Source organism: Kosakonia radicincitans DSM 16656 (genome assembly GCF_000280495.2).
Classification (GTDB): Bacteria; Pseudomonadota; Gammaproteobacteria; order Enterobacterales; family Enterobacteriaceae; genus Kosakonia; species Kosakonia radicincitans.
The window spans coordinates 3013919-3030167 of the sequence record NZ_CP018016.1; the positions used below are offsets into that span (position 1 = coordinate 3013919).

Sequence of the window (16249 nt, forward strand, 5' to 3'; positions counted from 1 at the left end):
CGTCATTTATGTGACTTCACTGAAAATGTTACTACACCAAATATTTCTAGCTCTTCTGGGTTATGAAACGTAATGGGTGAGTAATTGCTATTGTGCGGAACCAGGCGTAAGACAGGATGAGTACGTAGTTCCTTGACAGTAAACTCGCCAGCTACAGCAGCAATCACAATATCGCCATGGCTTGCCGACAGCGAACGATCAACTACCAGAAGGTCACCATCCCCAATTCCAGCACCAGTCATGGAGTCACCGCTGACTTTAATAAAATATGTGGCGCAAGGATGGGCTATCAAAAGCGTATTGAGATCCAGCCTATCTTCAACATAGTCTTGCGCGGGACCAGGAAAACCACAAGGTACCCGCTCCGTAAAGAGAGGAAGATGGATAGAGGGGGCAATCTCTAAGGGATAAAAAAGCTGCATAATGAGGAACTCAATATAACTGTATTTATATACAGTATCTCTGATTTTTTCGCACGTTCAATCTTCTTCTAAGAAGGTTTTCGGAACCGTTTGAAGTTGCGAGGTATTTAGGTTTTACCGTGTGAGCAGCAAGCCGGGTAAGTTTGCTTTTCACTACAGTCACTGGTCACTGGTCACTGGTCACTGGTCACTGGTCACTGGTCACTGGCACGATAGCTCTGATTTTCCGGTTTTCGGTCCCTGATTTATTCCAGCCGGTGCATGAATAAAGCACGGGACAGCGCGTTACGCAGGCTTCACCTTAATTCAGCCCCGCCTGTACCCGCCGACGCAGTGAAATGACCTGTACACGGTTGATTATCACAAGCCAGTGTTAGTCCTACATCTGATACACAATGGCTTAAAGAACCGCTCCTTGCTCAAAGCCGACCTGGCTATATCTGGATTTGCCACTTTGTGCCAGAAACGATCTGATCCGCTCATAAACGCGTGAATGACGCGTGATTAATGCAGCCCTGGCCGATTAACGTAGTCCGCACGGCCTCAATCAGCGGGGTATGCGGTTCGTGGCCTAAAAAGTCGATCAGTTTTGCATTGTCCATCTGTATCGGCTGTTCCCATAAATACCGCATCTCGCGCATCTCACGCAGCGTGGTATTGAACGGCGCCATCGCAAAGATAAGCCACCAGGGAAAAGAGGTTATCTTCGCTTTAATACCCGCAAATTGTGCGACACTTTTTATGGCTGCTGCCATCGCCGTACCATCGGCATCCCAGTGCCCCCGCATATGAAAACAGGCAAACGGTTCGAGTTGCTCCCGACGCGCCAACAGCGCAGACAGCGTTTCGGCGACATCCGGCAGATAGGCCCACTGATGGCCTGTTCCGGCTTTACCCGGATTTTTAATTGTCCGGGGGAGTTTACCTGGCGTGATCCATCCCTGTGAAAACCAGTTGTTGCCTGCGTCAGGGCCAAAGAAATCACCGGCCCGCAGAATCAGCACTTTTCCGCCACGCTGCGTGTAGGCGTTCAGTGCCTTCTCCATTTGCACCCGTATGGCCCCTTTTCTGGTGACAGGATTTTGGGGAGAGTCTTCCCGTAAAAGTGGAAAGGCGTCCGGACCGTAGTTGTAAACGGTGCCAGGGAGAACGATTAAGGCACCGTTTCGCTCCGCCGCATTGATGGTGTTCTGTAACATCGGCAAAACCAGTTGCTCCCAGTTTCGATAACCTGGCGGATTAACGGCATGGACAATCACACTACACTCTGACGCCGCCGCCGCGACCTGCTCAGCATTCAGCGCGTCACCCGTTATCCACGTCATATTTGCGGGCTCTTCATTTTGCGGAGCGCTGCGGCGCAGTGCATGAACGTCCCATTTTTCGCGAATGAGTTTACGGGCGATTTCGCCACCGATTCCGCCTGTTGCGCCCAGTACGAGTACCTTGTTTCTGTTTTTCATCGCCTTGCCTTTACCGGATGTGTGTGCTTGACATCGTAGTGTTTGCGCGGACTAAATGTAATTGCATGACATCAGGTAGCAGGTATGCATTTTTGTATGACTATAAATATTCCATGGGAATGGTATCGAACCTTCCTGGCGGTGATGAAAGAAGGCTCCCTGTCGGGGGCCGCCCGTATGCTTGCCATTACCCAGCCCACTGCGGGGCGCCACATAGCGGCACTGGAATCCGCCCTTGGCCTGGTTTTGTTTACGCGGTCGCAGACTGGTCTGCAACCGACGGATGCGGCAGCCGCGCTGCAAGGCCATGCGCAAGCGATGGAAAACACGGCCAGTATGATTGCGCGAACGGCCGCCAGCTTCAGCACGCACACCGCCGGGTTGCATGGCGTGGTACGCGTTTCTGCGAGTGAAATTATCGGCACGGAAGTTCTTCCTTCCCTGATTGCACGAATCAAAGAGGATTATCCGCAGCTTACAATTGAATTGGTTCTCTCTAACCGAATGCAGGATTTATTGAACCGGGAAGTGGATATTGCGGTACGCATGACCACACCGGTGCAGGAGCAACTGATCGCACGTCGGTTGGGCCGTATTGAAATTGGTCTGCATGCATCACATTCCTATCTGGCCCGGCATGGTGAACCGGAAAGTATTGACGAGCTGTTCAGCCATCCGCTTGTGGGCTTTGATAAAATGACGCCGTTTATTTTACAGGCACTGAAACACTACCCTCAGCTGAACCGTGAAGCATTTACCTTACGAACTGACAGTGATGTGGCGCAGTTGAACCTTATTCGCGCAGGTGCGGGTATAGGGATGTGTCAGGTTCAACTGGCCGATTTTCCTGTCCCATTAAAGCGGTTGATGCCTGATTTCTTTGCGTTCCGTCTTGATACCTGGCTGGTGATGCATGAGGACTTGCGCCACAGTCAGGCCTGTAAAACGGTATTCGATATTCTTGCCGGGGGCTTACAGGCGTATATCAATAAGGCAGGTTTGTGACACGCAGTACAGGAAATCAAGGCGTTGTCGTTCTCGAATGAGTGCGAGATTCAATGCTATTGTTTCCGCTTAATTTGACGGCTTTCAAGAATTCCCTCATGTTCACAAAGGAGTCGACCTATGCAACATCTCCCCGAGATTATTGGCATTGCAACGGCACTCGCCGCTGGCGCTGCAAGCCCGGGTCCGAGCTTCGTGATGGTGGCACGCACATCGGCAAGTATGGGCCGACTCAACGGCTTGCTAGCCGCGTTGGGGATGGGGGTTGGAGGATTGATTTTTGCAACAGCATCGTTGCTGGGACTTCATGGCGTTTTGCTTGCAGTCCCGTCGTTATATTTGCTCCTGAAAGTTGGCGGTGGTCTTTATCTGGCTTATTTAGGCTTCCGTATCTGGAGGGGCGCTCGTACCCCTCTTGTTGCTGAAGTTCAGCTGCATGATCGGTCAATTCCACTCTCTTCACGATTTCTGTTCCTGGGCCTTACCACTCAACTCAGTAATCCGAAAACGGCTATTGTCTATGCCAGTGTTTTTGCCGCCTTTCTTCCACCAGATAGCGCTCTCTCCTTTAAGGTTGTCATTGCATTGCTCGTCTTTTTAATCGAAGCCAGCTGGTATGCGCTTGTCGCGATTGTTCTTTCTGCGTCTAAACCTCGAAATTTGTACCTTCGCGGAAAAGCGTGGTTTGACCGGGCCGCAGGTGGCGTGATGATGGCCCTTGGGATTAAGTTAGTGACTTCATATGAAGGAACATGAAGACGGCCACGTCTCTACCCTTAATGCCATTTTCCGTGAAGTTCTGCTTTTTCCCGGTACGCTCTCGTTACGGTAAATTGACGTAACAAATGAAAAAGTTTCTGGTGCTGATTGTGAGTTTCGTCGTTATCAGTACTACCAGCGCAGCACCGGCGGGTGGCCTCGCACAACGTAAGGGCACCCTCTCCCCTTTTTGAACATTGAATATACGTTTTGTGCCAGAGCAGTCGTTGCGAACATCAGTTCGTGTTAATCAATGGAGAGCAGCTCAAAGCGGGCACTGAATCAATGGAAAAACAGAGAAATTGTGCATACTGTCAGGCCTGCTAATAAACTGATTATTGATTAGTTTTTTCGAAAAAAGCCTCAAGCTCTGAAAAACTGATGGCATGTTTTGCATAAGAAAAAGTGCCATTACCACTGATTTCTCGTGCAGCCTGAACAAACACTCCATAGGCGAGCCGGGCCATTGAGGCTCCCACGCTTATACGCCGGACTCCGGCATGTGAAAGTTCTTCAACACTGTAAACATTTCCGGGCAAGCCCATGACAACATTCACCGGTTTTGTAACAGACCTGCAGAGGGTATGAATCATAGAAAGATCATGAATTCCAGGGGCATAGAGGACATCTGCGCCTGCTTTTTCGAAGGCCTGAAGTCTCAGAATTGTTTCATCAAGATCCTCATTGCCCCACATGAAATTTTCAGCGCGCGCAGTAATAACAAAATCAGGATCACAAATATCACGTGATTCAGCCGCTGCCGAAATCCTCTCGACTGCAAGACTTAAATCGAAGACAGGATGTTCTGGTCGGCCGGTATAATCCTCAAGGGAACAGCCTGCAAGGCCGGCATCCACGGCAATCTTAATGGTTTCAGCGGCGCTATCCGGACTGTCACCTGTTCCTTTCTCCAGATCGGCTGACACCGGCAGAGAGGTTGCTGCTGCGATGTTCCGGCAATGATGGATTGTCTGTTGCCAGGAAACCTGACCTTCTGCCACCCCCAGAGAAAAGGCAAGGCCTGCACTGGTTGTGGCGAGGGCCAGAAAGCCCATTTTTTCAAGTATTCTGGCTGTGCCAATGTCCCATGGATTAGGAATGACAAAGGTATTCCCGGATTCGTGAAGAAGACGAAAAGCTTTGCTTTTGTCGCTCATAAATCTCTCATGACTTCTGCTGTTCTTCCTGATTAACGATATACCATAAATACTGCATTGAAATTCTATTTCCCATAACAACCCATACGATGTATCGATGATCACACCCGCAGAACGCTTTCGCCGATGTATTGCCAGTTCAGGCTCCCCCTCCCGTCACTGTTACGTGATAACTGGAAAATTATGCGAATACTCTCCCGGACGTGATTACAATCGTTGGCACGTCACTGGTTGTCTGAAACCAGCCCTCCTGTATCGGTATCAATGTTGCGTATAATGACGCAGTGCATATGAATGTTTTATTTATCAGGCAATTCAGTTCATTATACTAAAAGTGGGATATATATAATATATATATCAATATTATCGATTAATTCTTTCTCTTTAATTTCCGATAAAAAGATTAAGCGCAGCCTGATACCGAAAGGCCTGCGCAATACCTGCCTATACAACAACAACAGGTTAGCATGCTATGAAATTATCCTTTGCGCATAAATTGTGGCTTCCACTTGCTGTCGCACTGCTAAGCCTTGCCGGGTCATTATTCTTTGGCTCAGTAAAAATTAAAGATGACCAGCTGGCGCTACGAAAAAAGGAATTAATGTATGTTTCCCAGTTAGCCCTTAACGTGGTGAAAACGCAGGCTGCACTTGTTGATAAGGGGCTGATATCAAAAGAGGAAGCACAACAGCGTTCAATCCAGATCATTAAAGACTTACGTTATGGCGACACAGGATATTTTACTATTCTGAATAACCAGGCACAGGTCATTATGCATCCCATTAATGCCGCGTTAATTGGCAAGGGGCCGGATGTTGCCGATGTCAATGGCGTCTATATTTACAGAGATATGGTCACGGTGACGAAGGATGGCCATGATGGTTACACCGCCTATAATTTTCCGCGACCGGGAGACACCGAACCAAAGCCCAAAATTGCCTACAACATTCCCTGGGTTCCCTGGGGATGGATTATTACGACGGGTCTTTATGTTGATGATATCCATGAAGCATTTCTGGGTTCTGTTTATCAGAACCTGGGAGAATTTATTGTCATCAGCATCCTGCTCTCGGTGCTGGTTTATATGATTAACCGCAGCACGCTGAAAACACTGGGCGGAGAACCGCGTTATGCGGCTGAGGTTGTATCGCGAATTGCCGCAGGGGATTTATCGCAGAGCGTGAATAAAAAAGCCAGTGATAACGCCAGCCTGTTACATGAGATGGGGGTGATGCGCGAGCAACTGACTTCCGTTATTGCGGAGATCCGCGATGGTGCTGAGAGGATCAACACCAATACCCAGGATATTGTCGCCGGTAATCAGGAAATCGCCGGGCACACCGATCAGCAGGCGGTATCTCTGGAAAAAACCTCCTCCAGCATGGAAGAGATCACCGCAGCCGTAAAACAGAACGCTGAAAACGCAGGACAGGCGCGTGAACTGGCGCGTGGCGCGGTGGATATTGCCTCGCGCGGGGGTGTGATGATGCAGAATGTCAATGACACCATGAACGGTATTTCTGAAAGCGCCGGTAAAATTGCCAGTATCATCGATGTGGTAAACAGCATTGCTTTTCAAACCAACATTCTCGCGCTGAATGCGGCAGTTGAGGCGGCCAGGGCCGGAGAACAGGGGAAAGGCTTTGCCGTGGTGGCCAGCGAGGTACGCAACTTATCCTTACGCAGTTCTCAGGCAGCCCAGGAGATTAAAGAGTTGATTGAGGAGTCCGTCAGCCGCGTCAACAGTGGCTCGTCGCAGATTAAAATCGCCGGCGATAATATCGACGAGATGATTGAAGCCGTGCAGCGTGTTTCGGACATTATGTCGGAAATCTCCGTCGCGACGGATGAGCAGAGCATCGGGATTAGCCAGGTCAATGAAGCCATCGTACAAATCGATTCTGTCACCCATCAGAACGCGCAGCTGGTTCAGCAGGCGGTCATTGCCGCGAATGCGCTGGAAAAACAAACCCGGCGGCTCACGCAGACCGTGGCGTTCTTCACTACGGCTTGATAAAGGGGATAAAGTTGGGGCCGTTATATTACCGGCCCCGCCTTCTTCGCCGTAATTTCTGCGAAAAAATCTATGATGTGAACCACGCGCAATTACCCGAGCGTTTAATAGTACAGCGTGGCACTTTTCGCTCATATTTGGTTTAACGATTTTATTATTTCAGAAGCGAAATGCGATATTAACTCATCGCTGTGTTCGGATAGTAACGAAAAACGGGGTAGTTCGAAGATAAGACGCTCTCTGGTTGGCTCGAAATAGTCGGGAACATTCGGTCCTGTCTCTACGCAGCACTGAGCGAATCTCCATAAGATATCGAGTATTTCAACCGTAAGTAACTCATCTGCGCTATCAAGAATCTCTAATATAAATGGAAGGGCAATATATCCTGCTGGCGCCATAGAAACATGCTGATGACATAGTCCGCACCAAAGCTTATGACTGGCGGTCTTTGCTACCTCGTGATCATCAGATGCTAATGTAATAATAGTTCAGGAACATCATTTGCGGGTCCATATGCTGTATAGGATGAATTCCAGTTTACTGCATAAATTCTGTCCTCGAGTGATGTATTATTTATCGATAATTTCCTTTACTATTAATGAGCATAGTTAATTGATTGTTCCACATTAACTATAAGTATCCCTGCAAACCGGCCCATTCACTTTTAGAGATCTTCCGACATACTAATTATGTCCCCGTGAGGAGATCGCCATGCGTAAGCCCGATTCACTGAGTTAGTTCACTGAAGCACGTTTTCGTTACATTACCCTCCCCCTTATGACGGCAATTTTAACACTTCCCGGGTTCCACTAACGGCATGTCAGCATTCCGCCATCGGAGCCATCCCCCATGATGTCAGCGCCAGAGGATGGTGCTCCTGACATTTCAGACTGACCTGCACCAGAAGATCGGAAGTGTCTGGATTATCAGTATCCAGTACGATTGAAATAGTCATTTACCGCCGTGGTAAGCATATGATGTAAAAGCCAAACACCGGCATACACACAGGTATTTTGCCATGAAAATTTTATTCAAATCCCTGCTGATCGCTGTTGTCTTATCCTCTGTCTCTGCTCATGCGGGCACCACAATCTACCATGATGGCGATACAACTTATGTGGACAGCGACAAGGGCAGCACCACTTATAAAAAAATAGGAGACAGAGTCTTCGGTAGTGATGGCAGCAACACCTACCAGGCTGGTAACAGGACCTTTAGAGAAAATAAAGACGGACCTACAATTTCATATTACGAATCTGCCGGCATAATTTTCGGAACCGATGGCAGTAGAAAGCAAACCATTGGCAAATATACTTACATTACCGACGCAAACGGCAAAACCCAGACTTGTTATGACGAGGGGCCCCGGACGTTTTGTAACTGAACACGACCGGTTGCTGGTTTGACCTAATCTTCCCCTGCTCCTGTGCAATAGTGCCAGGACTGACACAGACCGGCACGATGCCGGTCTGCTGCACAGGATCGTTTGCTATATCATTACCCTATACGGAAACCCGGACGGACCGGGTGCGTTCAGTTCTGCGCTTTTTGTATCGCGGAAAGGTTCTGCTGTGATGAGGGTGAATACCGTGATGTTTTTCGGTGTCGCGTTCTGTGCCGGCATCACAATCAGGCCAGGTGTCCCTGGACAGCCCCAGCGCATCATTTTTCCAGGACCGCCATTCTCATCTTTCGGGCTCTGCTCTTCCGCCAGCTTCCGGACAGCGACCTTTTCCTGAACTTTTTTCATTTTGATTGATGAAAACCCCTACGTCACACGTTTCTTCATTGAATCATACTTTTCCTGGTTCGCCAGCCTTGAAATGCTGTGAATCATGCTACGATTGTGTTTTGCCAGCAGGACGCTGGATTTGTATAACATACCGTAATCAAAAAGCTTACCTGTCTGCCAAAGGGAATTACCGGATGTCCACTCAATGTAATGCTGACCGGTGCTGAGCCATGCCAGCATCCGGGTACAACACAGAGCACACGACGGAAATCAATACGCAGGCCGTAACCTGGCTGGTGCGATTGACCTCGGGTGATATCACCAGCGATGAGCTGGCCGCTTTTGAGCGCTGGCGCCGCGCCGACAGCCGCCATGAAGCCGCGTTGGTCGATGCTCGCAGTCTGTGGGTCAGCATGGGAATGTCGCTGGAAAACTACTATCAGCCGGATGCTCTAAGCGGTATATCTCCGCATGAGCAGGCACGGCGCCGCTTCTGGCGGTGGCAAATTATGCTGCCCACTGCGGGCCTGCTGTTATTCTCGGCTATAATGACCCAAAACTGGCTTTCGCGCTGGCAGTACGACCACTACACTTCCAGCGGAGAGCAGCGCATGCTGTCGCTGGATGACGGCAGCCGCATGTGGCTGGATGCTGACAGCGCGGCGGATGTGCGGGTGAATTCCGGGCAGCGCTTCGTACGCCTGGCTCGCGGTGAAGCCTTTTTTGACGTGGTACATAACCCGTTGCAGCCGTTTATCGTTGATGCTGGCGTCGGGGAGGTGAAAGTGCTGGGCACCGCCTTTGGCGTGCAGCGCGACGGTGACGGTATGGTGGTCACAGTGGAGCGTGGCAGAGTAGAACTGAGCCGCAAAGATCATCCTGATATGCAGCTCAATACCAATCAGCAAACAGAACTACACGGCGGGCAGGACAGCGTAAAAATTACCACGGTCAATGCCAGGCAGGTTCTCTCCTGGCATCAGGGGAAACTGATATTTGAAGAGCAGCCGCTGGGGACCATTCTCACCACCCTAAAGCGCTACGATAAGCGGGTGATTGTGTTTAACAGCGATCGCCTGGCCGCCATTAAGCTTAATACCATTATCGATATCAATCATCTCGACGACTGGTACGACGGTCTGCAGAAGTCTCTGCCGGTGAATATCAGCCGGGTAGGTCCGGTAGTCTGGCTGCGTGAGCGCAAGTAAGCGCTAAGGTCACAGCCTTAGCGCGCCGCTATCAGTCTCGATCCGCCATCGCCAGCTCATTCAGTTGCTCCATGGTCAGCAACTCCCAGCTTCCCCCTTCATGTAGTCGCAGCGCCTTGCGGTGAAAGCGCATTACGCTTGGCCGGTGCCCGACGCTGATCCACGCCGTTCCTGCTTCTTCCAGCAGTTGATACAGCGCCGCCTCGGTCTGCAAATCGACAGCGCTGGTAGCCTCATCCAGAAACAGATAACGCGGCTTAATCAATAGCATACGGGCGAAGGCAATTCGCTGCTGCTCGCCCAGCGAGAGCACGCGTGACCAGTCGGCAACCCGATCCAGCGGCCCGTGGCGGGCCAACAGATCACCGAGGCACACCTTTTCCAGCAGCCCCGCCAGTTCGCCGTCACTGACTGGTGACTGTGCAGCGGGATAGCATATTTGGCTACGCAGATCGCCTTCAAAGGTATAGGGGCGCTGGGGCAGGAACAGGCAGGCCCCCATCTCCAGCGGCAGCGTCACGCTACCCTGCCCGTTCTGCCACAGCCCACCGATAGCACGCAGCAGCGAGCTTTTCCCCACGCCGGTACGGCCAACGATAATCAGGCGGCTGTCTTCCGGCAACTTCAGGTTGAGGTTTTGCACCAGCGACTGCTCACCGCCGGGCGTTTTCAGGCTAACGTTGCTCAACTCAATGGTTTTACCGGGCTTCATGACCAGGTTATTTTTATCGTCGACCTGAGCTTCCTGCAACCTGAGGAAGGTTTCGTGTATTTCCGCCAGCCGCACCACGTTCGGCACGGTCTGGCTGAGTAACGGAATATAGGTGGTCAGCACCGACAGGCTGTTGAGGAGCATAGTGGCAGAGGCGGTTGCCTGCGCAATGCTGCCGTAGCTGATATCGCCACGGAAATAGACCGGAACGAGGATAATCAGCGGCAGATAATTCCACACCTGGCCAACGCCCTCGTTCATCAACTGCATATAGATGCTGTAGACATTTGCCCGCATCCGTTTGCGGATGGCGTTCAGCAGTCGGGTAACGATATGCTCCACCTCCACCGCTTCTCCGCGATAAAACGCAATGTTCTCAGCATTATTCCGCACGTGGGTCAGCCCATAGCGTAAATCAGCTTCGGCCACGGTGACATCGAAGTTTTGCTTGATGGTTGGCCGGTTGATGTAATACATCGCCACCGCCTGGAACAGCGCAAATCCGATAACCCCAAAGAACATCGGGGTGGAGATGCTCATCATGATAGTGGTCTGTATGCCCATATCCATCAGCGAACCAATAAACTGGCGGGGGAATGCGCCCACCGTGCCGCAGAAGGGTTCCACCTCCTGCTGAATACGCTGGTCAGGATTATCGATCTTCTCATCCTGCAATATATAATAATAGGCGTGACGGTAGAGATAGTTGTCCATAATGTATTCTGTCAACCAGCGCCACCAGTGCATCGCCAGCATCGAATCAATCAGCTGCTGCACCATATCCGCGCCAAAACGCAGCACGCCGAACACCGTCAACCAGGTAAACAACTCCCAGTAGAGATCGGTCCGTTTATCCACCAGCGCATTAGTGACATCGGTGGTGAGCTGGGTAAGCTTTGCTCCCGCCAGACTGAAGCCGCCCATCATCAGGCAGAGAATGCCCACAGTCAGCCAGGATTTCCAGGCGTCTTTGCGGGTCCAGTATGGTGCGGCCAACTGCCACACGCGGCGGAAGAACAGGCGATTTAACCGGTGCCGGTTTTGATCGTTTTTTAGTTCCGATAACATCACAGCCATCCGTTATGCCCTTCAAAAAATAAGAGGATCAGACCGCCCGGGCCTGAATATGATATGAAGCTGCATCATCCCCCTGCTGTTCCGCTTCACTGTGCTGCGTCAGCCGCCACTCGCCATGGGCCATCAGGTGCAACTTTTGCGGATGGAACTGCATCAGCGTTTCGCGATGCCCGACGCTGATGCAGGTGATTTTCGCCTCGCCGAGCGCGAGATAGGCCAGGTGTTCTGTTTCCACATCCATCGCGCTGGTGGCTTCATCCAGAAACACATAGCGCGGTTGATGCAGTAAAATACGGGCAAACGCCACCAGTTGCTGTTCGCCCAGCGACAGTACTTTCCGCCAGTCTTTAATGCAGTCCAGCCCACCCTGCTTCGCCAGAAAATCCGGCCTGCCAAGGCGGGTAAACGCCTGTTGGATGAGCCGGTCATCCCCGTTTTCTGTCGGTTTCGGGTACAGCAATTGGGAGCGTAAATCGGTGAGGACCATGTAAGGTTTCTGTGGAATAAACATCATTTGTTGATGTGGCGGCAACTGTATCTCACCTTTGCCGCGCTGCCACAATCCGGCAATCGCGCGCAGCAGCGAGCTCTTCCCTACCCCAGTCTGTCCGACAATTAACGTATGCTGGCCTTCGGCCACACGCAGGGAGAGGTCACGTACCAGCTGCTGCTCGCCGCCGGGTGTGGCAACATCAACATGTTCCAGAGTGACAATCTCCCCTTGACGGCAATGAATGTGAGTCTCCTCGTGGGTTCTCTGCGGATCGTTTAGCTGATTGAATTTTTCCTGGATCTCGGACAGCCGCACCACGCTCGGCATGGTGCTAGTCATAGTGGGAATGAAATTAGAGATCACCGACAGGCCAGATAGCACCATGGCCGCCGCCGCCGCAACCTGATCGATAGAACCATAGGCCACCTTGCCGCTGAAGTAGAGCGGCACAACAAAAAAGATTGGCAGCAGGCTGAAGATCAGGCCCATCACCTGATTCACTACACTCATGCGGATGCCGTAAAAAATCATCGTCATTTTGACCTTCGCCACATCGTGTAGCCGTTGATGCAGTCCCTTTCTTTCGCTGTTTTCTCCGCGATAGAAAGCGATAGTTTCCGCATTGTCACTCAGGTGCATCAACCGCGATCGCATGCGCGCCTGAGCCACGGTCAGATCCCAACTCTGCTTAATCGTCGGGTTATACAGCCACATTGACACCAGCGTATTCACCCCGGCATAAATCACCACCGCCCAGAACATATTTGGCGATACCTGAACAATAATGTTGGCCTGTACCGCAATGGTCATCAGCGAGCTGAGAATAAACTGCGGTATGCCAATCACCGTCTGGCACACCGACGGCACCTCCTCCTGCAACCGTTGATCCGGGTTATCGATAAACCCGTCTTTCTCGATTTCGTAGTAGGTGCGGTTGTGCATATAGGCGTTCAATAAATGCCGTGTCATCCATTTACGCCAGTCCAGCAAAAGCCATGAACTAAACCAACTGGTCATCTGCACCGCTAGCGTCTGCATCAGACCGACAAAGGTCATCCAGATCATGATGCGCCAGTAAATGCTCTGTTTCGCCACCAGCGCATTAGTGGAGTCTGCCACCAGATTGGAGATATAGCCGCCAACCAGGCTGAAGGCTGCAGCGGAGGAGAGCAGCATCGCCATAATTGCCCACGCTTTCCACGCCTCAAGGCGGCACCAGTATGGCGCGCTTAGCGTATAGAGCCGACGAAAAAACAGCGCGTTCAGTTTGTAGCTGCGGGCAGCAGCGGGTTGTTCATCAACTGACATTGCAAATATCCACACGATTTCCAGATACCCAGAGAACGAGTAAGGAGCCGTAAATCCACAAACGTGCAGCCAAATTGTGGAAAAGCTTTACCTGACTCGTTCTATCGGCACTGACTTTTTTCGATACATCACCTGTTTTGGAGCCTGCATGAACGACGTAACGACGGCCGTCCCCACTCTGACGGCCACGCTGCCCGAGATCCCCTTTCAGCGCTTTACCCTCGATAACGGCCTGACTCTGCTGGTGTATGAAGATGCCAATTCACCGACTGTTGCTGTCCACCTGGCCTATGGCGTAGGTGCGAAGGATGAGCCCACCGGCCGATTTGGTTTTGCTCATCTTATGGAACACCTCATGTTTTCCGGCAGTGCGGCACTGCCGGGCAGCTATATCAGCCACCTGGAACGGGCAGGAGCAGAAGGGCTAAATGGCGTGACCAGTGCTGATGTCACCCAGTTTTTCCAGTCGGTGCCGCCGGGATCGCTGGATTATGCGCTGTTTGCCGAATCGGATCGGATGGGATACCTGCTTGGTGGCCTGGTCCCGCAGGCACTGGAGGTACAGCGGGATGTAGTTACCCGTGAAATGGAAGAAAACGAGCTTCAGCCGCTGGGGGCTGTACAAGGACTGATCCTGCGGCATCTGTTCCCGGAGAAGCATCCTTATGCCCATAAAGTTGCAGGTGAACGGGCTGATTTACAGCAGGTTAGCTTTGCTGATGTAAAGGAGTGGTACCAGCGTTATTACCGGCCCAATAATGCGGTAATCACTCTGGCTGGCGCAATTACCCCCGAAGAGGCGCGGGAAAAAGTACAACGCTGGTTTGGCGACATCGCGCCGGGCGAAACACGGGAAACTGTGCAGCGCTGGCTACCTGAGCTCAGGCATGAAAAACGCCTGCACCTGCAGGATCGCATTGACAACCAGCTGCTACGAATCTGTTGGCCAATCCCACCCTACGGTGAGAATGACACTACGGCGCTGGAACTGTTTGCCGGGGTGCTGGCCGATACTGCCTTGTCGCCGCTGGTGATCCGACTGATGGTCGATAATCAGTTTGCTACCGCAATATCAGCCTTTGTTGAATCCGGCATGCTGGCGAGCTATTTCAATCTGCGCATCGAACTACACCCGGGCGTCAGAGCTGACGATGTGGAGCATCACACCATGGCGGTATTGGAGGAGATGCAAACCACGCCGCTGAACCCCGATCTGCTCCAGCACAGCCAGCAGTTGCTGCTGGAAAACTCACGGTCTGACTGGGCCGATCCCCTGACGCTTGCCGCAGCTCTGGGGCGACATGAACACTTGCCAAAACGCGCCGAAGGTCTGCGCCAGCGCGTGGTCCAGGCGCTGAATATGTCTGCCGAAACTGTAGTCGCGGCGGCACAGCGATGGTTAAAGCAGGGGCGGCTGGTCGTGCAAGTCGATCCGTTTACCGCCGTGACCGGCAACCATCATCCTGCGCCAGCACGTATAGCTCCGCCAATTATTATCGCGCCGCTAGCTCCTGTGCCTGCGGCACAGCGGCGAGTACTGTCAAACGGACTAAATATCGTCGTCATTCCTGCAATTCAGCAGGGATTGCTTAGCGCCAGTCTGATCGTCGAAGCCGGATCGCAGTTCGATCCGCCGGAATACAGTGGCCTGGCACAACTGGTCGCAGGACTGATCGCCAGCAAGGAAAACGACGGTATAACCCTTGAACAATGGCTGTGGTCGCAGGACGCGGGCATGGTACTTGACGTCGGTGTGAGCAGTATCGCGCTCAGAATGCAGATGCCGGAGCCGAGCGCCGAACTGGTTTTCCATCACCTGTGTGATGTATTGCGCCGCTCTCCAGCCTCGGCGGAGAGCATTGAAGCACATCGCGATCATTACCTGCAGGTGCTAAACGATCTGGACAGCGCAGCATGGGCCCTGCCTGCCATTTGTTTCCCTCCGTCACATCCGTTGCGCCGTCCGGCGTTTACCCAGGGCACCGCCGCCAGCCTGGCACTAATCACGCCCGAGGCGGCGGATGCGTTTTATCGGCAACACTATCAGCCACACAACGCCACCCTACTGCTTTGCAGCTCGCTGCCCATTGAGCGGCTGAGCGCGCTGCTGGAACGCAGCCTGGCGCAGTGGCAACTTGCAACTTCGGCGGCCCCAACACCACCAGCAATTCCCCCTGCCGATACCGCTGGCTCACTGTTGCTGATCGATAACCCCACAGCGGCAGTGACGACGTTAATGGCGTGGTTTGTACTGCCGGGCATCGGATCGCCACACGATGCCGCTGTGCAGTTGATCCATCCTTTACTGGTCACCAGCTTTGCTTCGCGCATTAATTTTTCCCTGCGCGAAGTGGATCGCCTGACCTACAACGTGACGCCGCTCAGCCAGTCACTGCCAGGCAGTCGCCTGCTGGGCTTTGAAATGACCCTGGCTGCCGAAAATACTCTGGCAGCGGTTAAAGCTATCCGCCGCGAATGCGATGCACTGCTGGGCAATCGACCGCTTACCCGGGAAGAGATACTGGGACTTATCCAGATAGAACAGCTACGACTGAGCCGACCAACAGGCAATGATTATGAAGCACTATGCCGACAGGAATCGCTACTGCGTGAGGGACTAGCAGAAAATTACCGTCAGCAACTGATGGATTCTCTGACTGCACTCAACGAGGTTCAGATCGATCCTCTGCTACGCCAGGCAATCGCACCAGGATGTGGAAAATGGCTTATCGAAGGCCCGGTAACCGCCGTAGCTGACAAACTAGCGGACATACTCGCGCTGCCTGCCGGGTATTATCCCCATAATCCCGAGGCGCTTTATAAATAAATTCCTTCACCACACGTTTTCCGTTGCGATGTTTTCACCGCTAATTCGTTTTCTCTGAGATAACACTAACTC

The 16249-nt window shown here is 52.1% G+C and carries 13 protein-coding genes; 6 read left to right on the top strand and 7 right to left on the bottom strand.

The features are described from left to right. Positions 1 to 2: 2 nt before the first annotated feature. Entirely contained in the window at positions 3 to 422 is a 420-nt protein-coding gene (gene umuD, locus Y71_RS14440; RefSeq protein WP_081120775.1) for a translesion error-prone DNA polymerase V autoproteolytic subunit, read from the bottom strand. A 479-nt stretch (positions 423 to 901) separates the two neighbouring features. Next, positions 902 to 1885 carry an NAD-dependent epimerase/dehydratase family protein gene (locus Y71_RS14445; RefSeq protein WP_072438690.1) on the bottom strand — a complete coding sequence of 328 codons (984 nt, stop codon included), beginning with the start codon at positions 1883 to 1885 and terminating at the stop codon, positions 902 to 904. 96 nt (positions 1886 to 1981) lie between these two features. On the opposite strand from Y71_RS14445, the gene Y71_RS14450 reads away from it, so the two are divergent. Next, complete coding sequence (locus tag Y71_RS14450) at positions 1982 to 2890, top strand: LysR family transcriptional regulator (RefSeq protein WP_007374861.1); 909 nt, start codon at positions 1982 to 1984, stop codon at positions 2888 to 2890. A 120-nt stretch (positions 2891 to 3010) separates the two neighbouring features. After that, on the top strand, positions 3011 to 3646 hold the full coding sequence (locus Y71_RS14455; RefSeq protein ID WP_035885805.1) for a LysE family translocator: 636 nt from the start codon (positions 3011 to 3013) through the stop codon (positions 3644 to 3646). A gap of 338 nt (positions 3647 to 3984) precedes the next feature. On the opposite strand, the gene Y71_RS14460 is transcribed toward Y71_RS14455, so the two are convergent. Beyond that, positions 3985 to 4806 carry an isocitrate lyase/PEP mutase family protein gene (locus tag Y71_RS14460; RefSeq protein ID WP_007374859.1) on the bottom strand — a complete coding sequence of 274 codons (822 nt, stop codon included), beginning with the start codon at positions 4804 to 4806 and terminating at the stop codon, positions 3985 to 3987. Positions 4807 to 5278: 472 nt separating this feature from the next. Here Y71_RS14460 and Y71_RS14465 point away from each other — a divergent pair, with 472 nt between their 5' ends. Further along, positions 5279 to 6820: a methyl-accepting chemotaxis protein gene (locus Y71_RS14465; RefSeq protein ID WP_007374858.1), complete on the top strand. Its 1542-nt coding sequence runs from the start codon at positions 5279 to 5281 to the stop codon at positions 6818 to 6820. Positions 6821 to 7640: 820 nt separating this feature from the next. On the opposite strand, the gene Y71_RS30925 is transcribed toward Y71_RS14465, so the two are convergent. Beyond that, a complete protein-coding gene (locus Y71_RS30925) occupies positions 7641 to 7775 on the bottom strand; it encodes a hypothetical protein (protein WP_007374857.1) in 135 nt (44 codons plus the stop codon). Between the two features lie 63 nt (positions 7776 to 7838). On the opposite strand from Y71_RS30925, the gene Y71_RS14470 reads away from it, so the two are divergent. Next, on the top strand, positions 7839 to 8204 hold the full coding sequence (locus Y71_RS14470) for a hypothetical protein (protein ID WP_035890526.1): 366 nt from the start codon (positions 7839 to 7841) through the stop codon (positions 8202 to 8204). 105 nt (positions 8205 to 8309) lie between these two features. Here the strand turns inward: Y71_RS14470 and Y71_RS14475 are convergent, their stop codons facing one another. Beyond that, positions 8310 to 8570, bottom strand: a complete 261-nt coding sequence (locus Y71_RS14475; RefSeq protein ID WP_007374856.1) for a hypothetical protein — start codon at positions 8568 to 8570, stop codon at positions 8310 to 8312. Between the two features lie 212 nt (positions 8571 to 8782). Here Y71_RS14475 and Y71_RS14480 point away from each other — a divergent pair, with 212 nt between their 5' ends. Beyond that, a complete protein-coding gene (locus Y71_RS14480) occupies positions 8783 to 9760 on the top strand; it encodes a FecR family protein (protein WP_007374854.1) in 978 nt (325 codons plus the stop codon). A gap of 31 nt (positions 9761 to 9791) precedes the next feature. Here the strand turns inward: Y71_RS14480 and Y71_RS14485 are convergent, their stop codons facing one another. After that, the gene (locus Y71_RS14485; RefSeq protein ID WP_007374853.1) at positions 9792 to 11540 is read right to left on the bottom strand and encodes an ABC transporter ATP-binding protein/permease; all 1749 of its coding nucleotides are present in this window, start codon (positions 11538 to 11540) and stop codon (positions 9792 to 9794) included. 37 nt (positions 11541 to 11577) lie between these two features. Continuing rightward, positions 11578 to 13350: an ABC transporter ATP-binding protein/permease gene (locus Y71_RS14490; protein WP_007374852.1), complete on the bottom strand. Its 1773-nt coding sequence runs from the start codon at positions 13348 to 13350 to the stop codon at positions 11578 to 11580. Between the two features lie 148 nt (positions 13351 to 13498). On the opposite strand from Y71_RS14490, the gene Y71_RS14495 reads away from it, so the two are divergent. Next, a complete protein-coding gene (locus Y71_RS14495) occupies positions 13499 to 16177 on the top strand; it encodes a M16 family metallopeptidase (RefSeq protein ID WP_007374851.1) in 2679 nt (892 codons plus the stop codon). Positions 16178 to 16249: the final 72 nt, after the last annotated feature.